The organism is Ciceribacter sichuanensis, assembly GCF_024055605.1.
In the GTDB taxonomy this organism is placed as follows: Bacteria; Pseudomonadota; Alphaproteobacteria; order Rhizobiales; family Rhizobiaceae; genus Allorhizobium; species Allorhizobium sichuanense.
Map to the genome: position 1 here is coordinate 150,080 of NZ_JAMXLX010000005.1, position 15,680 is coordinate 165,759.

General features: G+C 61.7%; 14 protein-coding genes. 2 read left to right on the plus strand and 12 right to left on the minus strand.

What is annotated here, in order from left to right:
* Nucleotides 1-268 precede the first annotated feature (268 nt).
* Nucleotides 269-1,585 carry a type 2 periplasmic-binding domain-containing protein gene (locus NBH21_RS16220; RefSeq protein ID WP_250915285.1) on the minus strand — a complete coding sequence of 439 codons (1,317 nt, stop codon included), beginning with the start codon at nucleotides 1,583-1,585 and terminating at the stop codon, nucleotides 269-271.
* Nucleotides 1,586-1,734: 149 nt separating this feature from the next.
* Between NBH21_RS16220 and NBH21_RS16225 the strand changes: the two genes are divergently transcribed.
* Together NBH21_RS16225 and NBH21_RS16230 are read left to right on the plus strand one after the other, a co-directional pair.
* A complete protein-coding gene (locus tag NBH21_RS16225; protein ID WP_250915286.1) occupies nucleotides 1,735-2,523 on the plus strand; it encodes an IclR family transcriptional regulator in 789 nt (262 codons plus the stop codon).
* Nucleotides 2,524-2,598: 75 nt separating this feature from the next.
* Nucleotides 2,599-3,444, plus strand: coding sequence for an amidohydrolase family protein (locus NBH21_RS16230; protein WP_250915287.1), 846 nt, complete (start codon nucleotides 2,599-2,601; stop codon nucleotides 3,442-3,444).
* A 33-nt stretch (nucleotides 3,445-3,477) separates the two neighbouring features.
* On the opposite strand, the gene NBH21_RS16235 is transcribed toward NBH21_RS16230, so the two are convergent.
* The 11 genes from NBH21_RS16235 to NBH21_RS16285 form a co-directional block, all read right to left on the minus strand.
* A complete protein-coding gene (locus NBH21_RS16235) occupies nucleotides 3,478-3,816 on the minus strand; it encodes a YnfA family protein (protein ID WP_250915288.1) in 339 nt (112 codons plus the stop codon).
* Between the two features lie 71 nt (nucleotides 3,817-3,887).
* Nucleotides 3,888-5,024, minus strand: coding sequence for an extracellular solute-binding protein (locus tag NBH21_RS16240; RefSeq protein WP_250915289.1), 1,137 nt, complete (start codon nucleotides 5,022-5,024; stop codon nucleotides 3,888-3,890).
* Nucleotides 5,024-6,181, minus strand: a complete 1,158-nt coding sequence (locus NBH21_RS16245) for a CaiB/BaiF CoA transferase family protein (protein WP_250915290.1) — start codon at nucleotides 6,179-6,181, stop codon at nucleotides 5,024-5,026. Before NBH21_RS16245 ends, NBH21_RS16240 begins: the two co-directional genes overlap by 1 nt.
* Before the next feature lie 210 nt (nucleotides 6,182-6,391).
* Complete coding sequence (locus tag NBH21_RS16250) at nucleotides 6,392-7,054, minus strand: TetR/AcrR family transcriptional regulator (protein ID WP_250915291.1); 663 nt, start codon at nucleotides 7,052-7,054, stop codon at nucleotides 6,392-6,394.
* Between the two features lie 7 nt (nucleotides 7,055-7,061).
* Complete coding sequence (locus NBH21_RS16255) at nucleotides 7,062-8,735, minus strand: amidohydrolase (protein WP_250915292.1); 1,674 nt, start codon at nucleotides 8,733-8,735, stop codon at nucleotides 7,062-7,064.
* 71 nt (nucleotides 8,736-8,806) lie between these two features.
* Nucleotides 8,807-10,480: an amidohydrolase gene (locus NBH21_RS16260; RefSeq protein ID WP_250915293.1), complete on the minus strand. Its 1,674-nt coding sequence runs from the start codon at nucleotides 10,478-10,480 to the stop codon at nucleotides 8,807-8,809.
* A gap of 22 nt (nucleotides 10,481-10,502) precedes the next feature.
* Nucleotides 10,503-11,684, minus strand: a complete 1,182-nt coding sequence (locus NBH21_RS16265) for a serine hydrolase domain-containing protein (RefSeq protein WP_250915294.1) — start codon at nucleotides 11,682-11,684, stop codon at nucleotides 10,503-10,505.
* Nucleotides 11,685-11,757: 73 nt separating this feature from the next.
* Nucleotides 11,758-12,792 carry an extracellular solute-binding protein gene (locus tag NBH21_RS16270; protein WP_250915295.1) on the minus strand — a complete coding sequence of 345 codons (1,035 nt, stop codon included), beginning with the start codon at nucleotides 12,790-12,792 and terminating at the stop codon, nucleotides 11,758-11,760.
* 17 nt (nucleotides 12,793-12,809) lie between these two features.
* On the minus strand, nucleotides 12,810-13,619 hold the full coding sequence (locus NBH21_RS16275; RefSeq protein WP_250915296.1) for an ABC transporter permease: 810 nt from the start codon (nucleotides 13,617-13,619) through the stop codon (nucleotides 12,810-12,812).
* Nucleotides 13,612-14,532 (minus strand): ABC transporter permease, encoded by a 921-nt coding sequence (locus NBH21_RS16280; protein ID WP_250915297.1) that lies wholly within the window; start codon nucleotides 14,530-14,532, stop codon nucleotides 13,612-13,614. Before NBH21_RS16280 ends, NBH21_RS16275 begins: the two co-directional genes overlap by 8 nt.
* A gap of 2 nt (nucleotides 14,533-14,534) precedes the next feature.
* Entirely contained in the window at nucleotides 14,535-15,635 is a 1,101-nt protein-coding gene (locus NBH21_RS16285; protein ID WP_250915298.1) for an ABC transporter ATP-binding protein, read from the minus strand.
* Between the last annotated feature and the right edge of the window lie 45 nt (nucleotides 15,636-15,680).

Below are 15,680 nucleotides of genomic sequence, written 5' to 3' on the forward strand. Positions count from 1 at the left end.
CTGTATGCTTTAATAAAAGTGGTCGGGATGCCGGCGCGGCGGAGCCCCGCATCGCGCGTGGTCCCCGCCCTGTTCCGACTGCCTGTTGATTGGGCCTTGCCCCTCATCCGCCTGCCGGCACCTTCTCCCCGCAAGCGGGGAGAAGGGACTTGCTGCGACCTGTCCGTTCCCTCTCCCCGCTTGCGGGGGTCCGAAGGACGGGTCGAGACACGCGGCTCGACCCGGGTTGGGTCAGGGTGAGGGGCAGATTTTCTTGTCGTAAACGCGCTTACAGCGCGCCGGCGTCTTCGAGAATCTCGGTTGCCTTCTTCGCGGCTGCGTCGAGGGCGTCCTTGGAGGACTTGTCGCCGAGGATGGCGGCCTGCAGTTCCGGATAGACGGCGTTGGAGATTTCAATCCACGACGGCGTCTGCGGAACGGCAAAGGCATGCTTGGCCGCTTCCTGGAAGGCGGTCAGGACTTCCTTCTTGTAAGGATCGTTCTCGGCCTGCTTGATATCCCAATCCCAGACGGCGGTGCGGGTCGGCAGCGGACCTGCGGCAGCCTCGAGCTTCTGGCTGTCCTCATTGGTGAGGAACCAGACGAGCGAAGCGGCGGCTTCCTTGTTGGCGCAGCTCTCGGTGACCGAGAAGCCATGGTGGCCGGACCAGCCGGTGCGCTTGCCAGAAGAGCCGGCAGGCTGAACCTTTACACCGACATTGCCGGCAACCTTGGAAGACTTGGGATCGTTGAAGAATGTCGCCCAGCCAGGCCAGTCGAGGTTGACCGCGATGGTGCCGGAGGCGAAGCCCTGGCCGAGGTCATCCCAGAGATAGTTGGTGGTGCCGGCCGGAACAGCCTTGGCCTTGTAGAGATTGACGAACCAGTCGAGCGCGCGAACGCCGGCCTCGGAATTGAAGGCGGGCTTGCCGTCCTTGTCGAGATATTCGCCGCCTTCAGCCACCAGCATTTCGAAGAAACGGCCGTTGATGGCCTCTTCCTTGCCGGCAAACTGGGTGCCGTAGAAATCCGGCGGGCTTGCGAAGAAGGTCGCCTGATCGGTGACCTGCTGCCAGGTATCCGGCGGCGCGAGGTCGTAGCCGTATTTTTCCTTGAAGGCCTTCTTCTTCGCTTCGTCCTGATAGAGGCTCTTCTGGTAGTAAAGCGCCGAGACGTCGAACTGGGCGCGCGGCAACATGACCAGCTTGCCATCGAGGGTCGAGGCCTTGATATTCGCCGGAACGAAAGCGTCGATCTCTTCCTTGGGCAGGAGTGCGGAGAGATCGGTGTAGATATCTGGATACTGGGGAGCGAAGGAGGAGTGGTTCGAACCCACGCACCAGGAAATGTTTCCGGTGGCGATGTCCGACTTAATCTCCTTGTCGAGCTCAAAATGGTTTTTCTTGGAAATGACGTTGACCTTGGCGCCCGTCGCCTTCTCCCATTCGGCAATGCGGGCATAAAGGGCTTCGTACTGCTGACCGCCGATCAGCTTGGCATCAATGGTGACGCCGTCGAACTTGCCGGGCAGGTCGGCTGCGAAGACTGCGCCCGCCCACGCGCATAAAATTGCGCCGGCTGCAACGCCGGTCAAAAATTTTGACATTTTCTCCTCCCAATTGGCTTTCGCCTCAGCCCTCACCCATGAGAGCTTCATTCATATACAAACCATTTATTTATCTGACGTCAAGCCGAAAGTATTGCGGGGCCGTATTTCTGCGTATATGAAATAGTCTATTCATTGGGGAGTGCGTGGTGACAGAAGACGACAACGACCGCTATCGCGCGCCGGCGCTGGACAAGGGACTGGATATTCTCGAGCTTCTGGCCGCCGTCGACGGCGGGCTGACGCAGGCCGAAATCGCCAAGCGCCTTGATCGTAGCCCGAACGAATTCTACCGAATGCTAGACCGGCTGGTGAAGCGTGGTTACGTGACCCGCATCGACGGTGACCGCTTCGCGTTGACACTGAAGCTTTTCGGGCTGGCCCAGCTTCACGCGCCCGTGCGCCGGCTTGTTTCCTTCGCCGTTCCGCTGATGCGCGAGCTTGCCGAGGCGTCCCGCCAGGCGAACCAGCTCGTCGTCTTCGATCGGGGCTATCCGGTGGTCATCGCCCAGCAGGAAGCGCCTGGTTACTGGGGTATTTCCATCCGTGTCGGCTCGCGGATCAGCCTGTTCGATACGGGCTCCGGTCATGTGCTGCTCGCCTTCCACACGAAGGAGGAGCGCGAAATGATGATCGCCGAAAATCTCGGCAGCAGCGGCGACCACAACAAGGTCACGCCGGAATTCCTGTCGCGGCTCGACCAGATCCGCGCGCGTGGTTACGAGATGATGCCGAGCGCGCAGACGGCTGGCGTCATCAACCTGTCGGCGCCCGTTCTGGGGGCAGATGGAAAGGTGATCGCATCGTTGACGGTGCCCTACATCACGCTGATCAATACGCCCGGCGCGCCGGATATCACCAACAGCATTCAGCTGCTGCTGGAAACCACCCGCAAGCTCTCGGAAATGACCGGCTCCGGCTTCAAGGCCGAAGGTTAAGACCTCAAAAATTCGTATTTGAATAGCTGATTTTTCTGTGGCAGGTTTTCGCGTGAATTCGAGGAGGAGACCCGAATGATCGTCGATACCCATCTGCACCTGATCTACAGGGGACAGCTTTCCTATCCGTGGCTCGCCGGTGTGCCGCCGCTCAATGCGGATTTCACCTACGATACCTACCTGCAGGAGGCGCGTCGTCTCGGGATTTCCGCGACCCTGCACATGGAAGTCGATGTGGCGGAGGCCGATATCGAGGCGGAAACGGCGATGATCGAGCGCCTCGCCGTCCCTGGGGCCGCCACCGACGGAAGCCAGCTTGCCGGTGCAATTGCCGCCTGCCGGCCCGAATCAACGGATTTTCCGGCTTATCTCGAGCGGGTGCTCGGTAACCGTTTCGTGCGGGGCTTCCGTCGTGTGCTGCATGTGATGCCGGACGATTTCTCCGAAGGCGCGCTGTTTCGCGAAAACATCCGGCGTCTCGCCGGCACCGGTCTGGTCTTCGATATCTGCGTTTTGCCGCATCAGTTGAAAAAGGCCGCGGCGCTTGCCGATCTCGCCCCGGATGTCTCCTTTGTTCTCGACCATTGCGGAATACCGGATATCAAGAGCGGCGGTTTCGAGGTGTGGAAGGGGCCTATCGCAGAACTCGCACGTCGCCCGAATGTCACCGTCAAGCTTTCCGGTCTGCCGGCCTATGGAACAGAGAGCTGGACGCTGGAAGACCTGAAGCCCTACTTCGCCCATGTGGCCGAAAACTTCGGCTTCGACCGTATGGTCTGGGGCAGCGACTGGCCCGTCTGTACGCTGGGCGGCGGGCTTTCGACCTGGGTGGGCGCGACCCACGCCCTGCTTTCCGGCGTCAGCCTCGAGGAGAAGGCGCAGGTTCTCTCGGGAAATGCCCGCGCGCTCTGGAAGATCTGACCTTATCCGGCCGAAATCCGCCCCCAAATCGGCTCAGGCGGCGCGAGGGGCAAACAGGATGACAGCGGCACCGGCAAGTGCCAGCAGCGAGCCGGTGACGTCCCAGCGATCCGGCATCTGCCCTTCGACCAGCCAAAGCCATACCAGCGAGGCGAGGATGTAGACACCGCCATAGGCGGCATAGGCGCGGCCGGCGGCTTCGCTCGGCACGAGCGTCAGCAGCGAGGCAAAGGCAATGAGAAGGGCTGCGCCCGGCGCCAGCCAGAGGATGGATTTCGAAAGTTTCAGCCAGGCCCAGAAGGCAAAGCAGCCGGCGATTTCGCAGAAGGCGGTAGCGGCATAAATGGCGCCGGTGGAAAATATGGGATGCATCAATGTCACCATGAAACGAACCCGTTCATGGTGGCATTGATGGAGTTGGTGATCCAGAGCGCGGCTGCGGGCTATCCCCGGAAACTCTTCACGAAGCCGTCATTCAGTTGGGTAATCGCCGTGCCGATGGAAATCGCGCCGGTGACGGCATTGTTGACGATATGGGACGCTTCTTCCTGGAACGCCATGTAACCGTCATGCCGTGGCCGGAGCCAAGCGCCTTCCAGCGTGCGGCAGGTGGCGCGGTAGAAGTCGAGCGTGGCGGCATTCGCGCCATCGTCTTCCCATCCGTCGGCATGGCCGGGCTGGCCTCCCGAGCGCCAGTAGCTGTCAGCCTGCACCGGGCCTCCGGCGATCCAGTAGGCGAAATCGATCGCCGCCTGCCGGTTCTGAGAGAAGGCCGAAACCGCGATGCCGGTACCGCCCAGTGCCGACCCCTTGTAATCACTGTTCCCAACTAGCGGCATGTCTGCAAAGGCGATGCGGGCAGGGCGGAAACCATCCAGCGAATAGCTGACATAGCCGTAGATGAGAGGGGAGACGGCAACGGGTGAACCTGTGTCGCCCATGGTGTCGAGGACCGCGATGGGGTCCATTGTCAGGCATGCCGGATCGATCAGGCTCGCCAGTTCACGGATCATTTGCAGCGCGTTGCTGCCGGCCTCATGGTCTGCAAAGGGCGCGTCCCTGTCGACGGAGCAGGGGCGTCCAAGCTGGCCGCAAAGGGTGACGAAGCTCATTAGCGAATGGGGCGGGCGAAGGGGCAGGAGCACGGCGCCCCGGCGGGCCAGATGCAGCACGTCTTCCCATTTGGTTGGTGGGGCCTCCAGCCGGTCGGGCCGCCACGCAAGCACCTGCGTTGCAGCGTCGATGGGGAAGGCCCATTGATGGCCCTGCCAGTTGTAACTGGGGAAGGATGCGCCGACGGTGCCTGCCGCCAGCGCTTCGAATTCCGCCTGTCGCTCGGGTTGTTCCAGCGGGGCGAGGCAGTTTTCCGCTGTGATCTGCCCGACATGGGGGTGATCGATGACGATCAGGTCGTAGCTGCGGGCGAGTTCCTCGACAGGAAAGCTCTCGAAGTCCTGCAGGGAGCGCTTGTCCCACTCGACCGCCACGCCGGACTTCTCCAGCCAGTCGGCAGAGCAGGCCACCATCGGGTCGTAGCCGCGGGGATGGCTCCAGGTCATGCCTTTCAGGGTGATGGCCATTACGCGAACTCCGCCCTGATCTTTGCCGTGTGTTCTCCGACCAGCGGGGCCGCGCGGCCACCATAGGGCCGCTTGCCATCGACACGAACGGGGCAGCGGGTGGTGCCGATCGCGACATCATCCTCACGCGTGACCGTCTGCAGCATGTCGAGCAGGCGGAAGCCTTCGCTCTCCAGAAGTTCCGGCCATTCCATGACCTTAGAGCACCAGATATCGGCAGGCTCCAAAATGGCGAGCCAGTGTTCCACGGTTTCGGTCGCGATGCGGTCGGCGATGATCTTCTTGATCTCGTCGCGGCGGGTGAACCACGATTTCGGATCGTCGCGGAAGGTGGCCAGAGCCTCGATGCCGAGAAGATCCTGCAGGCGGCCGATCGGGGTCATGGCAATGGCGAGATAGCCGTCTTTCGCCGGATAGACGCCGTATGGTGCGGAGAGATAGGCATTGGCGTTGCGGAAGGAGGCGCGCTTCGGAAGCCTCCGGCCGTCGTTCAGATGGGTGGTCAGAAGCTCGAACTGCAGGTCGACGAGGCTTTCCAGCAGGCTTGTCTGCACATGCGCGCCCTTGCCCGAGACGCCCCGGCGCACGAGAGCGGCGAGGATGGCCTGGCAGGTATTGGCGCCGGCCAGCATGTCGGCGATGGAGAGGCCAAGCGGCACTGGTCCCTGGTTCTCGTCGCCGTTCAACCACATCACACCGGAACGGGCCTGCGCCAGAAGGTCCTGACCGGGGCGCATGACCCACGGTCCCTCTTCGCCATAGCCGCTGATCGAGGCGTAGACGATCTTCGGATTGATGGCTTTCACAGCTTCATAGTCTAGCCCGAGGCGCTCGATCACGCCGGGACGGAAATTCTGGATCATCACGTCCGCGCGGGCGAGCAGCTTGCGCAGGAAGGCGAGATCGTCCGGGTTCTTCAGGTCGATACCGAGGCTTTCCTTGCCGCGGTTGATGGCATGAAACAGCGTGGAGTCGCCGCCTACCTCGGTGTCCGAGAGATAGAGGCGGCGGGAAAGATCGCCGCCGTCAGGCCGTTCGATCTTGATGACGCGCGCGCCGAGGTCGAGCAGGCGGAGCGAGCAGTAAGGCCCCGACAGGAACTGGCTCATATCGATCACGGTCAGCCCCGCAAGCAGCGGGCCCGCTTCATCCTGCATGTCAATCTCCTCCCAAGATGCCGGCCGGAACGCCGACGGCAGATGCTGGAATGGCGAGCTTGCATTCGCCAAAATTCTTATTTGAATTTATCTTTCACATATGGGTATTTCTTGCAAGCCTGATTTTCCGCAATCCATTATCGGCGCGTGCGGAAGCATACCCCCGGCTGTTACGCCGAGGGCATGTTCGAAATGAAGGTGTCTTGAGGGTCAGGTTGCTGACTGGGCGATCAGCTTTTTCAGATAGGCCTGGGTGGTGAAGATCAGCGCTTCGACGCTTTCCGAGGCAACGGCTGTGTCACCGAGCGCGAAGTTCTGCAGGATCAGTCCGTCGATGCCGATCAGCATGAAGCGGGTGACGGCGTTGGCGATGCGGGTCCGTTCAGGCTCGGGGATGTCGCTGTCGCGGAACACGAACTGACTGTAGAAATCGATGTAGGTGTTGTACTGCTTGGCCGCCAGCCATTCCGAGCCCTTGGTGCGCAGGGCATAGATCGTCAGTTCGATCTGGGAAATTTCGCGATTGGGGTTCTCGCCGATATAGCGCCAGATCAGCCGGATGAGCTGGGCGATGCGGTCGTCCATGTCGGCGCTGTTCACCGAACTGGTGTAGCGCATGCTCATGTCGGTGACCAAGTCTTCAAGGACTGCCAGCATCAGGCTTTCCTTGCTGTCGAAATAATAGTGCAGCGTGGCGAGTTGCACGCCGGCGCGCGCGGCGATCTTGCGGGTGGTCAGCGATTCCATGCCTTCGCTTTCCACCGCCTCGATCGCGCCCCTGATGATGCGTGCGCGGGTTTCTATCCCCTTCTTCGTCGCTCCGGGGCTCCTTGCCGCGGGAGCTCCGGCCGATTGTCTGCTGTCTTCGTTCATGTCCTCGTCAGGATGCCTCGTAAGTGATGCGGCCATCGCAGATCGTTGCGACGGGTTTGAGAGCGGCGATTTCCCCGGCCGGGCAGGCCTCGATATCGCCAGAAAGGACGACGATATCGGCGAGGAAGCCTTCTTTCAACTTGCCCTTTCGATCTTCCATGAATTCTACCCATGCGCTTGTGCGGGTGTAGGCGGCAAGGGTCTCCATCAGGGAGAGACGATGGTCGGGCATATCGTCAGCCCAGGGCTTGCGGGTCATCGCATCACCGATGCAGCTCAGTGGTGCGAGCGGCGAGACGGGCCAGTCGGTGGCGAAGACGATCTTCGCGCCGGCGTCGACCAGCGTCTTCCAGGCGAAGGCGTAAGGCCAGCGTTCGCGGCCGATATAGGTGAGGTAGGGCTCAAGCGGCAGGCCGGCCGAGCCCGGCGGATGGGTCGGCTGCATCGAGGCGACGGTGCCCAGTTTTGCAAAGCGCGGGACATCGTCGGGATGGACGACCTCGATGTGTTCGATGCGGTTGCGGCTGTCACGCTTGCCGTTTGCCTCTATAGCGGCCTCGTAGCCGTCCAGCACCATGCGGACTGCGCCGTCGCCGATGGCGTGTACGGTGACCGGAAGCCCAAGCCTGTCGGCCTCGACCGCGATGGAATTGAAGTGCTCGGCGGAAAACAGCGGATCGCCCTTCCAGCCGGGCTTGTGGCTGTAGTCGTCGACGAAGACTGCGGTCTCGCCTTCGGTGACGCCATCCATGAACATTTTGACGAAGTTACAACGCAGCTTGTCGGTGTCGAAGCGTGCGCGCCATGCGGCCGCTTTTTCCTCGATGGCGGAGAGCGGCATGAAGTTCTTCATGTGGAACGGCATGCGGACGCGGACCGGTAGCCCATCGGTGTCCTCGATCTCCTGCAGCATTTCGAGCTGGTAGAGGCTGCCGTCCATGTTCTGGAACGAGGTTATGCCGAGCGAGGCGCAATAGGCGAGGCCGCGTTTGATGACCGCGATGTCGCCGGCGCGCTCTTCCGGCGTCACATGTTCCGGGTCGCCGCCAGTGCCGACGCCCAATCCCTCGCGACCGCCCGACGCGCTCATGGTGGAAACCGGGCGGATCGCATTGCTTTCGCGCAGCTCACCTGTTGCCAGCCCGTCGTCGCCCATGACGATCTCGTTGCCGACGCCGACATCGCGGCCCTGCAGGATGCCCGCTTTTTCCAGCGCAATCGTGTTCGCCCAGGCCGTATGATGATCCGGCGAGAACATCAGGAAGGGGCGGTCGGGAATGATGCGGTCGAGATGGTGGCGGGTGACGCGCTCTTCCTCTGAAATCACGGTGTAGTCGGCATATTGCGCGACCAGCAACGGCAGATCGGGATTGGCTGCAGCATAGGTCTGGATGGCGCTCTTCAACGCTTCGAAACCCTGCACCTGGAACAGGGAAAGTTCGCCCAGGCCGACCGAGCCGCCGAAAATATGCATATGGGCTTCGTTGAAGCCGGGCAGGACGGTGGCGCCGGCGGCGTCGATGATCCGCGCGCCGGCTTTCGCGAGCGGCAGAATCCCGGTATCGCTGCCGACGGCCAAGATCCTGTTTCCCGCAATGGCGACGGCTTCGGCCCGCGGGCTTTCGTCGTCCATGGTGAGGATGCGGGCATTGTGAATGATGAGGTCGGCGGTCTCGGTCATGGGTGGCTCGTCCGTTGAAATGGTCGGTCGGGGCGGGCTTTGCCGCCCGACGGGCGGATGGCAGAAGCCGGTCAGGCTGCCTGATAGCTGATGCGTCCGTCGCAGATCGTGGTCACCGCGCGAACGGTTGCCATGATCTCGTCGGCCGGGACGCTTTCGATATCGTGGGAAAGGATGACCACGTCAGCGAGGAAGCCGGGCTTCAGCTTGCCCTTGCGGTCTTCCGCGAATTCCACCCAGGCGCCGATGGAGGTGTAGGCCTCGAGCGATTCCTCGAGCGTGAAGCGCTGATCGGGAAGGCCGTCCTTCCACGGCTTGCGGGTGAGCGCATCCTGAATGCACTGGAAGGGCGAGACCGGCGAGACCGGCCAGTCGGATGCGAAGACGACGGTCGCGCCGGCATCCTTCATCGTCCGCCATGCATAGGCATAGGCCCAGCGATCCTCGCCGATCTTTGCCGTGGTGGGTTCGGCCGGGAAGCAGGTGCCACCCGGATAATGCACCGGCTGCATGGAGGCGACGATGCCGAGTTCCCTGAAGCGCGGGATGTCGTCGGGATGGATCACCTCGATATGCTCGATGCGATGGCGAAGGTCCTGCTTGCCGTTCGCCTTGACGGCTGCCTCAAAGCCGTCGAGCGTCTGGCGGACCGCGGCGCTGCCGATGGCATGCACGGCGATCTGCAGCCCAAGACCGTCAGCCTTGGTGGCGATGGCGTCGAAGGCCTCAGGCGTGAACAGCGGCTCGTAGGTATAACCCGGGCGATCACCATAACCATCGAGCATGTAGGCCGTCTGGCTGTCGATAACGCCGTCCATGAAGACCTTGACGAAATCGCCGCGTAGCATGTCGGTGGCGAATTCCTTCTTCCATTCGGCGGCCTTGTCCAGCTCCGAGAGGTCCATGAAGTTCTTCATGTGGAAGGGAATGCGGATGCGGACGGGCAACTCGCCGGACTGTTCCAGATCGCGCATGATGCGAAGCTGGTAGTGGTTGCCATCGAAATTCTGGATCGAGGTGACGCCCCAGGAGGCGCAGTATTCGAGACCGTTCTTCAGGATGGCGCGGTCGAGCGCGTATTGCTCGGGCGTGACGTTTTCCGGGTCCATGCCGGTCACCATGCCGAGTTCTTCGCGGCCGCCTGTCGAGGCCAGCGCCGCGACGGGACCGAAGGCGTTGCCTTCGCGCAGTTCGCCGCTGGCCAGTCCGTCTTCACCCATCACCACTTCGTTGCCAACGCCGACGTCCTTGCCGTGCAGCAGGCCTGCCTTCTCCAGCGCCGGGGTGTTGGCCCAGGCGGTGTGGTGGTCTGGCGCGAACATCATGAAGGGACGGTCGGAAATGATGGCGTCGAGGTGCTGGCGGGTGACCGGCTGGTTGAGGCCGATGATCGAATAGTCGGCGGAAAAGCCCATCAGCAGGGGCTCGTCCGGATTGGCGGCGGCGTATTCCTGTATGGCGGCCTTCAGCGCTTCGAAGCCCTCGACGCCGTGCAGGTTGAGCTGTCGAAGGGAAACAGAGCCGGGGAAGATGTGCATGTGGGCTTCGTTGAAGCCCGGCATCACCGTGGCACCGCCAGCGTCGACAACCTTGGTCGAGGCGGTGGCAAGCGCTTCGATTTCCGATGCGGTGCCGACGGCGAGAACCTTGTTGCCAGCAAGCGCGATGGCTTCCGCCTTCGGCTTGTCGCTGTCCATGGTCAGGACCTTGGCGTTCTTGATGATGATGTCTGCGGTTGCTGTCATGTCATTTATCCGGATTGATGCTTCAGGTCGCCGCACGGCACATGGTGCGGAAGAAGGCGAAGTTGTCGTGCTTCAGTTCGTCGTCCAGCGGATTGGGCTGCGACGAGAGCTTGACGATGACGGTTTCGGTCGAGGGATCGACATAGAGCCACTGGCCGTGGATGCCGATCGCGCAGAAGGCGCCGTCGGCCTCGCCGGACTGATACCACTTGCTGCGGTAGCGGCCGTTGGGCAGGAAAGTCGGGCCGGACTGTTTCCAGGCCTCGGGATCGCCGGCGGTCTTCATGTCCTCGACCCATGCGGCGGGCACGACCTGCCGGCCATCCACCGTGCCGCCGTCCAGCAGCATCTGGCCGATGCGGGCCAGATCGCGGGCCGTCACGCAGACGCCGCCGGCCGAGCGGGCCGAACCGGCTGCATCGACGCTGACCAGCGCATGGTTCTTCGCGCCGAGCGGTTTCCACAACAGGTCGGAGAAAAGGTCAATGTAGCGGCGGCCGCTGGCGCGCTCGATCAGGATGCCGAGCAGGTCGGAATTGGGCGAGGCATAGTAGAAGCTTCCGCCATGGGCGCGGTCGGCCTTCTTCAGCGTCAGCAGGAATTCTAGAAGGGTCTCGGTCGGCGTGCCGGCTTCCGCCGGGTTCCACAGGGTTGCGCGGCGATAGCGGGCAAAGGCGCCCATCTTGTCGAGATAGGCCTCCTCGAAATCGAGGCTGACGCGCATGTCCAGCACGTCGCGGAAGCTGCAGTCGCCGTAAACAGAACCCTTCGCCTCGGGGAGATAGTCGGTGACCGGGCGGTCAGGGTCGATTGCGCCTTGCCCTTCGAGGATGCCGGAGACGAGAGCGGTCAGCGATTTCGAGATGGAAAAAACGATATGGCGGGCATTGACGTGGCAATGCGGTGCGTAATGTTCGGCGATAATCCGCCCGCCCTTCATCATCACGAAGGCATCGGTATGAGCGTAATCGAGAAATGCGCGGGGCGTTTTTGTATCGGCGACGCCGGTGTCGAGAGGGGCGTCCAGCAACGGTGAGCTTTCAAGCGCCGTTTCCGGCTGCTCGGCCGTCGCGCGGATCTCGGCGGTCGGCACCATCTCGCGAAGGTTCTGGAAGCTCCAGTGGCTGAAAGGAGCGGTGCGCCAGTTGGCGAGCGTCACGTCGCGGCGCTCGAAGCCATAGGCACTCTTGAATTCCGTGGTCATGAAAAACACTTCCCTGAAACGGGAGAGCCGTGAAGGCTCCCCCGTCTTGATGCAGGCATCGATATGGACAGGCTTACTTCTGAACTTCGGTCCAGATCTTGGTGTAGAGTTCCTGAACTTCCGGTGCGCAGGCGAGGTTGAACTTGCCGGCTGCCTTGGCCGAATCCGGAATGTTGACTTCAGGCGCGGTCTTCATGTCTTCCGGCATGAAGGCTTCCGAACCCTTGATGCCGTTTGCATACCGCGCGAAAGCGGAGATCATGGCGGCGTTCTGCGGGTCCATGATGAAGTTAAGGAACAGCTTGGCGTTATCGACGTTCTTGGCGTCCTTCAGGATGGCGGCGCTGTCCATCCAGATCGGGTAGCCTTCCTTCGGGTAGCCGTAGACGATGTTCGGGTTGGCGAGGCGGCCGCGGAAGGTGGCGCCGTTCCAGTCGACCGAAGCGGCGAGATCGCCCTTCGTGTATTTTTCGACCGTGCCGTAATCCATGGAGATCCACTTCGGCTTGGCGGCGACCAGCAGGTCGCGGGCTTTCTTCAGAACGGTCAGGTCGCCGGTGCAGGGCTCGCCGCCTGCATAGGTGACGACCATGTGCATGACGTCGGACATTTCCGGAACGACGTTGACCTTGCCGACCAGTTCCGGCGGCGGGTCGAGGAAGATGGCAGAGGTGTTCGGGTCGCCGGAATAGACCGACTTGTCGACGGCGATGCCGGTCGTGCCCCACTGCCACGGAACCGAATAGTGGCGGCCCGGATCGAAGGGCACGTCAACCCACTGCGGATCGACGTTCTTGAAGTTTTCCAACTGGTCCGGGCGGGATTCCAGGAGTAGCCCTTCGTTGATGAAGATCGGCAGGGCGCTGGCCGAGGGAACAACGATGTCGAAGCCATGGCCGCCCTGGCGGATCTTGGCGAGCGCGGTGTCGTTGCTGTCGTAGTCGGTGAGCGTGACCTTGACCTTGTAGGTCTCCTCGAACTTCTTGATGAGTTCGGGGTTGGTGTAATTGCCCCAGTTGTAGATGTTGAGTTCGCCTTCCGCGTGGGCGATCGCCGCGGAGGCCATCAGGGCCACCAGGCTGGCGGCAAGCTTCAGGGTATGCTTCATGGTTCCCACTCCTGTGTTCACTCGGTTTTTTCGTTGGATCTGCTGAGGAAGAAGAAAATCGTGACAACCGCCAGCGACAGCAGCAGAAACACTGTCGAGATGGCATTCATCTCCGGCGTGATGGACCGGCGCAACTGGCCCAGCATGAAGGTCGGGAGAGTGTCCTGACCGCCGGATTTCACGAATTCCGTAATCACCACGTCATCGAGCGAGATGACGAAGGCAAGCATGAGGCCGGCCAGGATACCCGGCCAGAGCAAGGGCAGCGTGATGTAGCGGAAGGCCTTGAACGGCGTCGCATAGAGATCTGCGGCAGCGCGTTCCAGCGAAAGATCCATGTTTTCGAGGCGCGCCCGGATCGGCAGGTAGGCAAACGGGACGCAGAAGGCCGTGTGCGCCATGATCAGGTAGCCGAGGCCGGAATAGCCGGTCCAGACCTTGATGCGCGAGAAGAGGATCAGCAGCGCCACGGCGGTGACGATTTCCGGCACCATCAGCGGCATGTTGATGAAGGAGTATTTGAAGGTGAGGCCGCGATAGGCCTCCGTCCGGGTCGTGGCGATGGCCGCAAGCGTGGCGACGGCGGTGGCGATCACGGCGGCGAAGGCGGCGATCTCGACCGAGCGGATCGACGCCTCGATCACCTGCGTATTGTTCCAGGCCGCCGCGAACCACTGGAGCGAGAACCCTTCCCAACGCGCAATGGATGAGCCCGAGTTGAAGGCATAGACGACCAGCGTGGCGATCGGCAGGTAGAGGATGAAGAAGCAGAGCATCGCAATTGTGGCGAAGCCCGGCTGTACCCGGATATCGAAGCGCTTATGCATGGCCGCCTCCCGTCTTTCCGGCGTTCTTCACGTAGTAGAGCATGGCCGCTAGCACGATGATGACGAGCGTGATCGACAGCGAGGCGCCGAGCGGCCAGTTGCGGCCCTGGCCGAACTGCAGTTCGATCAGGTTGCCGATCATCAGGTTCTTGCCGCCGCCGAGGATGCGCGGGATGACGTAGGACGACAGCGCCGGAATGAAGACCAGAATGGAACCGGCGATGATGCCGGGCTTCACCAGCGGAATGATGATGCGCCTCAGCACCTGGAAACGCGTCGCATAGAGATCGTAGCCGGCCTCGACGAGGCGGAAGTCCAGTTTTTCCATGCTGGCATAGAGCGGCAATACCATCAGCGGCAGATGCACGTAGGCCATGCCGAGCAGGATGGCGAAGTCGGTGTAGAGCATCTGGATCGGCGCGGAGATCACCCCGAGCTTCATCAGGACCGTGTTCACCAGACCTTCGTTCCGGATCATTTCCTGAATGGCGAAGCCGCGGATCAGCATGTTGGTCCAGAAGGGAATGGTGATCAAGAACAGCCAGACCTGGCGATAATGCGCCGGCCGACTGGCGATGAAATAAGCGGTCGGGAAACCGAAGATCAGCGACAGGACGGTGGTCGCCAGCGCCAGCTTGATCGAGCGCCAGAGGATGCTCACGTGGGCATCGGCCAGCGACAGGGTGTTGTCGAAGATGTCCCGCTGCAGGAATACGTTGAACCAGGCATCGGTCGAGAATTCCCACTTCACGTCGCCGTAATTGCCGGGAGCGAGGAAGGAATAGACGAGAACGATGAAGAGCGGGCCGACGCCGGCCAGACCGATGATCAGAAGCGCGGGAGCGCTGAGAAACCAGCGATTGCGGATATCGCGGCGCCTGGCATTTTCGGCTGCTTGCTGTGCTCCGCTCATCCTCAGTCCTTCAGGATCTGCGCGACATCGTCGCTGAGCTTGATGCCGACAGTCTGGCCTTCGCTATAGCCGCACGGGCCGCTGCGGCTGTTCTGCTGGCGAACGGTGAACAGCGTGCCGCCGTCGAGGCGGACGTTGATGTTGGTGTCGGTGCCGAGATACACGATACTTTCGATGACGCCGGAGAGCGTCGCGTCGTTGGAGGGTTCCGTCAGTGCCGCATGCTCGGGACGAATGACGATCGTCACCTTGCCGCTCGGCGTCGTCTGCTCGGGGAAAGTCGCGGCGATCTCCTTGCCGGAGCGCAGGCGAACCTTGGCGCTTGCTCCTTCGACGGAGACGACCTCGACTTCGAGGAAGTTGGTCTCGCCGATGAAGTTGGCGACGAAGCGCTCTGCGGGATGATCGTAGATCTCCCAGGGATTGCCCACCTGACGGACGGAACCGGCCGACATGACCGCAATGCGGTCGGACATGGTCAGAGCTTCTTCCTGGTCGTGGGTGACGAAGATGAAGGTGATGCCGGTTTCGGCCTGCACGCGCTTCAGTTCGATCTGCATTTCCTTGCGCAGCTTGTAATCGAGCGCCGAAAGCGGTTCGTCGAGCAGCAGCACCTTGGGCTTCGGAGCAAGTGCGCGAGCGAGCGCCACACGCTGCTGCTGGCCGCCGGAAATCTGGCTGACCTGACGGTCGCGCATCGGCATCATGTGTACCAGTTCCAGCATCTCGTTGACACGGGTCTTGATCTCGTCGGCGGGGCGCCCGAGCATCTTCAGGCCGAAGGCGATGTTTTCCGAAACGGTCATGTGCGGAAAGAGCGCATAGGACTGGAAAACGGTGTTGACCGGTCGCTTGAAGGGCGGCAGCGGGGCGATGTCCTGACCATGCAGCAGGATCTCGCCGGCTGTCGGGAAATCGAAGCCGGCGATCAGCCTCAAAAGCGTTGTCTTGCCGCAGCCGGAAGGGCCGAGCAATGTGAAAAATTCATTTTCCTGAATGTTCAGGAATACGCCCCCAAGGGCGGTTACCTGTGCGTTTCCGGCGCCGTAGACCCGGCTTACTCCGCGGATTTCGATCGCGGCCTTCTTCGATGTCGAACTCAAGAAATATCCCCGGTTTTTAAGTGGAATTTTCCGGCACTGTTTCAC

Coding starts and splice junctions, on each gene's coding strand:
- NBH21_RS16220 (WP_250915285.1), bottom strand. CDS start 1,585: ATGTCAAAATTTTTGACCGGCGTTGCAGCCGGCGCAATTTTATGCGCG.
- NBH21_RS16270 (WP_250915295.1), bottom strand. CDS start 12,792: ATGAAGCATACCCTGAAGCTTGCCGCCAGCCTGGTGGCCCTGATGGCC.
- NBH21_RS16260 (WP_250915293.1), bottom strand. CDS start 10,480: ATGACAGCAACCGCAGACATCATCATCAAGAACGCCAAGGTCCTGACC.
- NBH21_RS16265 (WP_250915294.1), bottom strand. CDS start 11,684: ATGACCACGGAATTCAAGAGTGCCTATGGCTTCGAGCGCCGCGACGTG.
- NBH21_RS16235 (WP_250915288.1), bottom strand. CDS start 3,816: ATGCATCCCATATTTTCCACCGGCGCCATTTATGCCGCTACCGCCTTC.
- NBH21_RS16250 (WP_250915291.1), bottom strand. CDS start 7,054: ATGAACGAAGACAGCAGACAATCGGCCGGAGCTCCCGCGGCAAGGAGC.
- NBH21_RS16280 (WP_250915297.1), bottom strand. CDS start 14,532: ATGAGCGGAGCACAGCAAGCAGCCGAAAATGCCAGGCGCCGCGATATC.
- NBH21_RS16255 (WP_250915292.1), bottom strand. CDS start 8,735: ATGACCGAGACCGCCGACCTCATCATTCACAATGCCCGCATCCTCACC.
- NBH21_RS16230 (WP_250915287.1), top strand. CDS start 2,599: ATGATCGTCGATACCCATCTGCACCTGATCTACAGGGGACAGCTTTCC.
- NBH21_RS16240 (WP_250915289.1), bottom strand. CDS start 5,024: ATGGCCATCACCCTGAAAGGCATGACCTGGAGCCATCCCCGCGGCTAC.
- NBH21_RS16275 (WP_250915296.1), bottom strand. CDS start 13,619: ATGCATAAGCGCTTCGATATCCGGGTACAGCCGGGCTTCGCCACAATT.
- NBH21_RS16245 (WP_250915290.1), bottom strand. CDS start 6,181: ATGCAGGATGAAGCGGGCCCGCTGCTTGCGGGGCTGACCGTGATCGAT.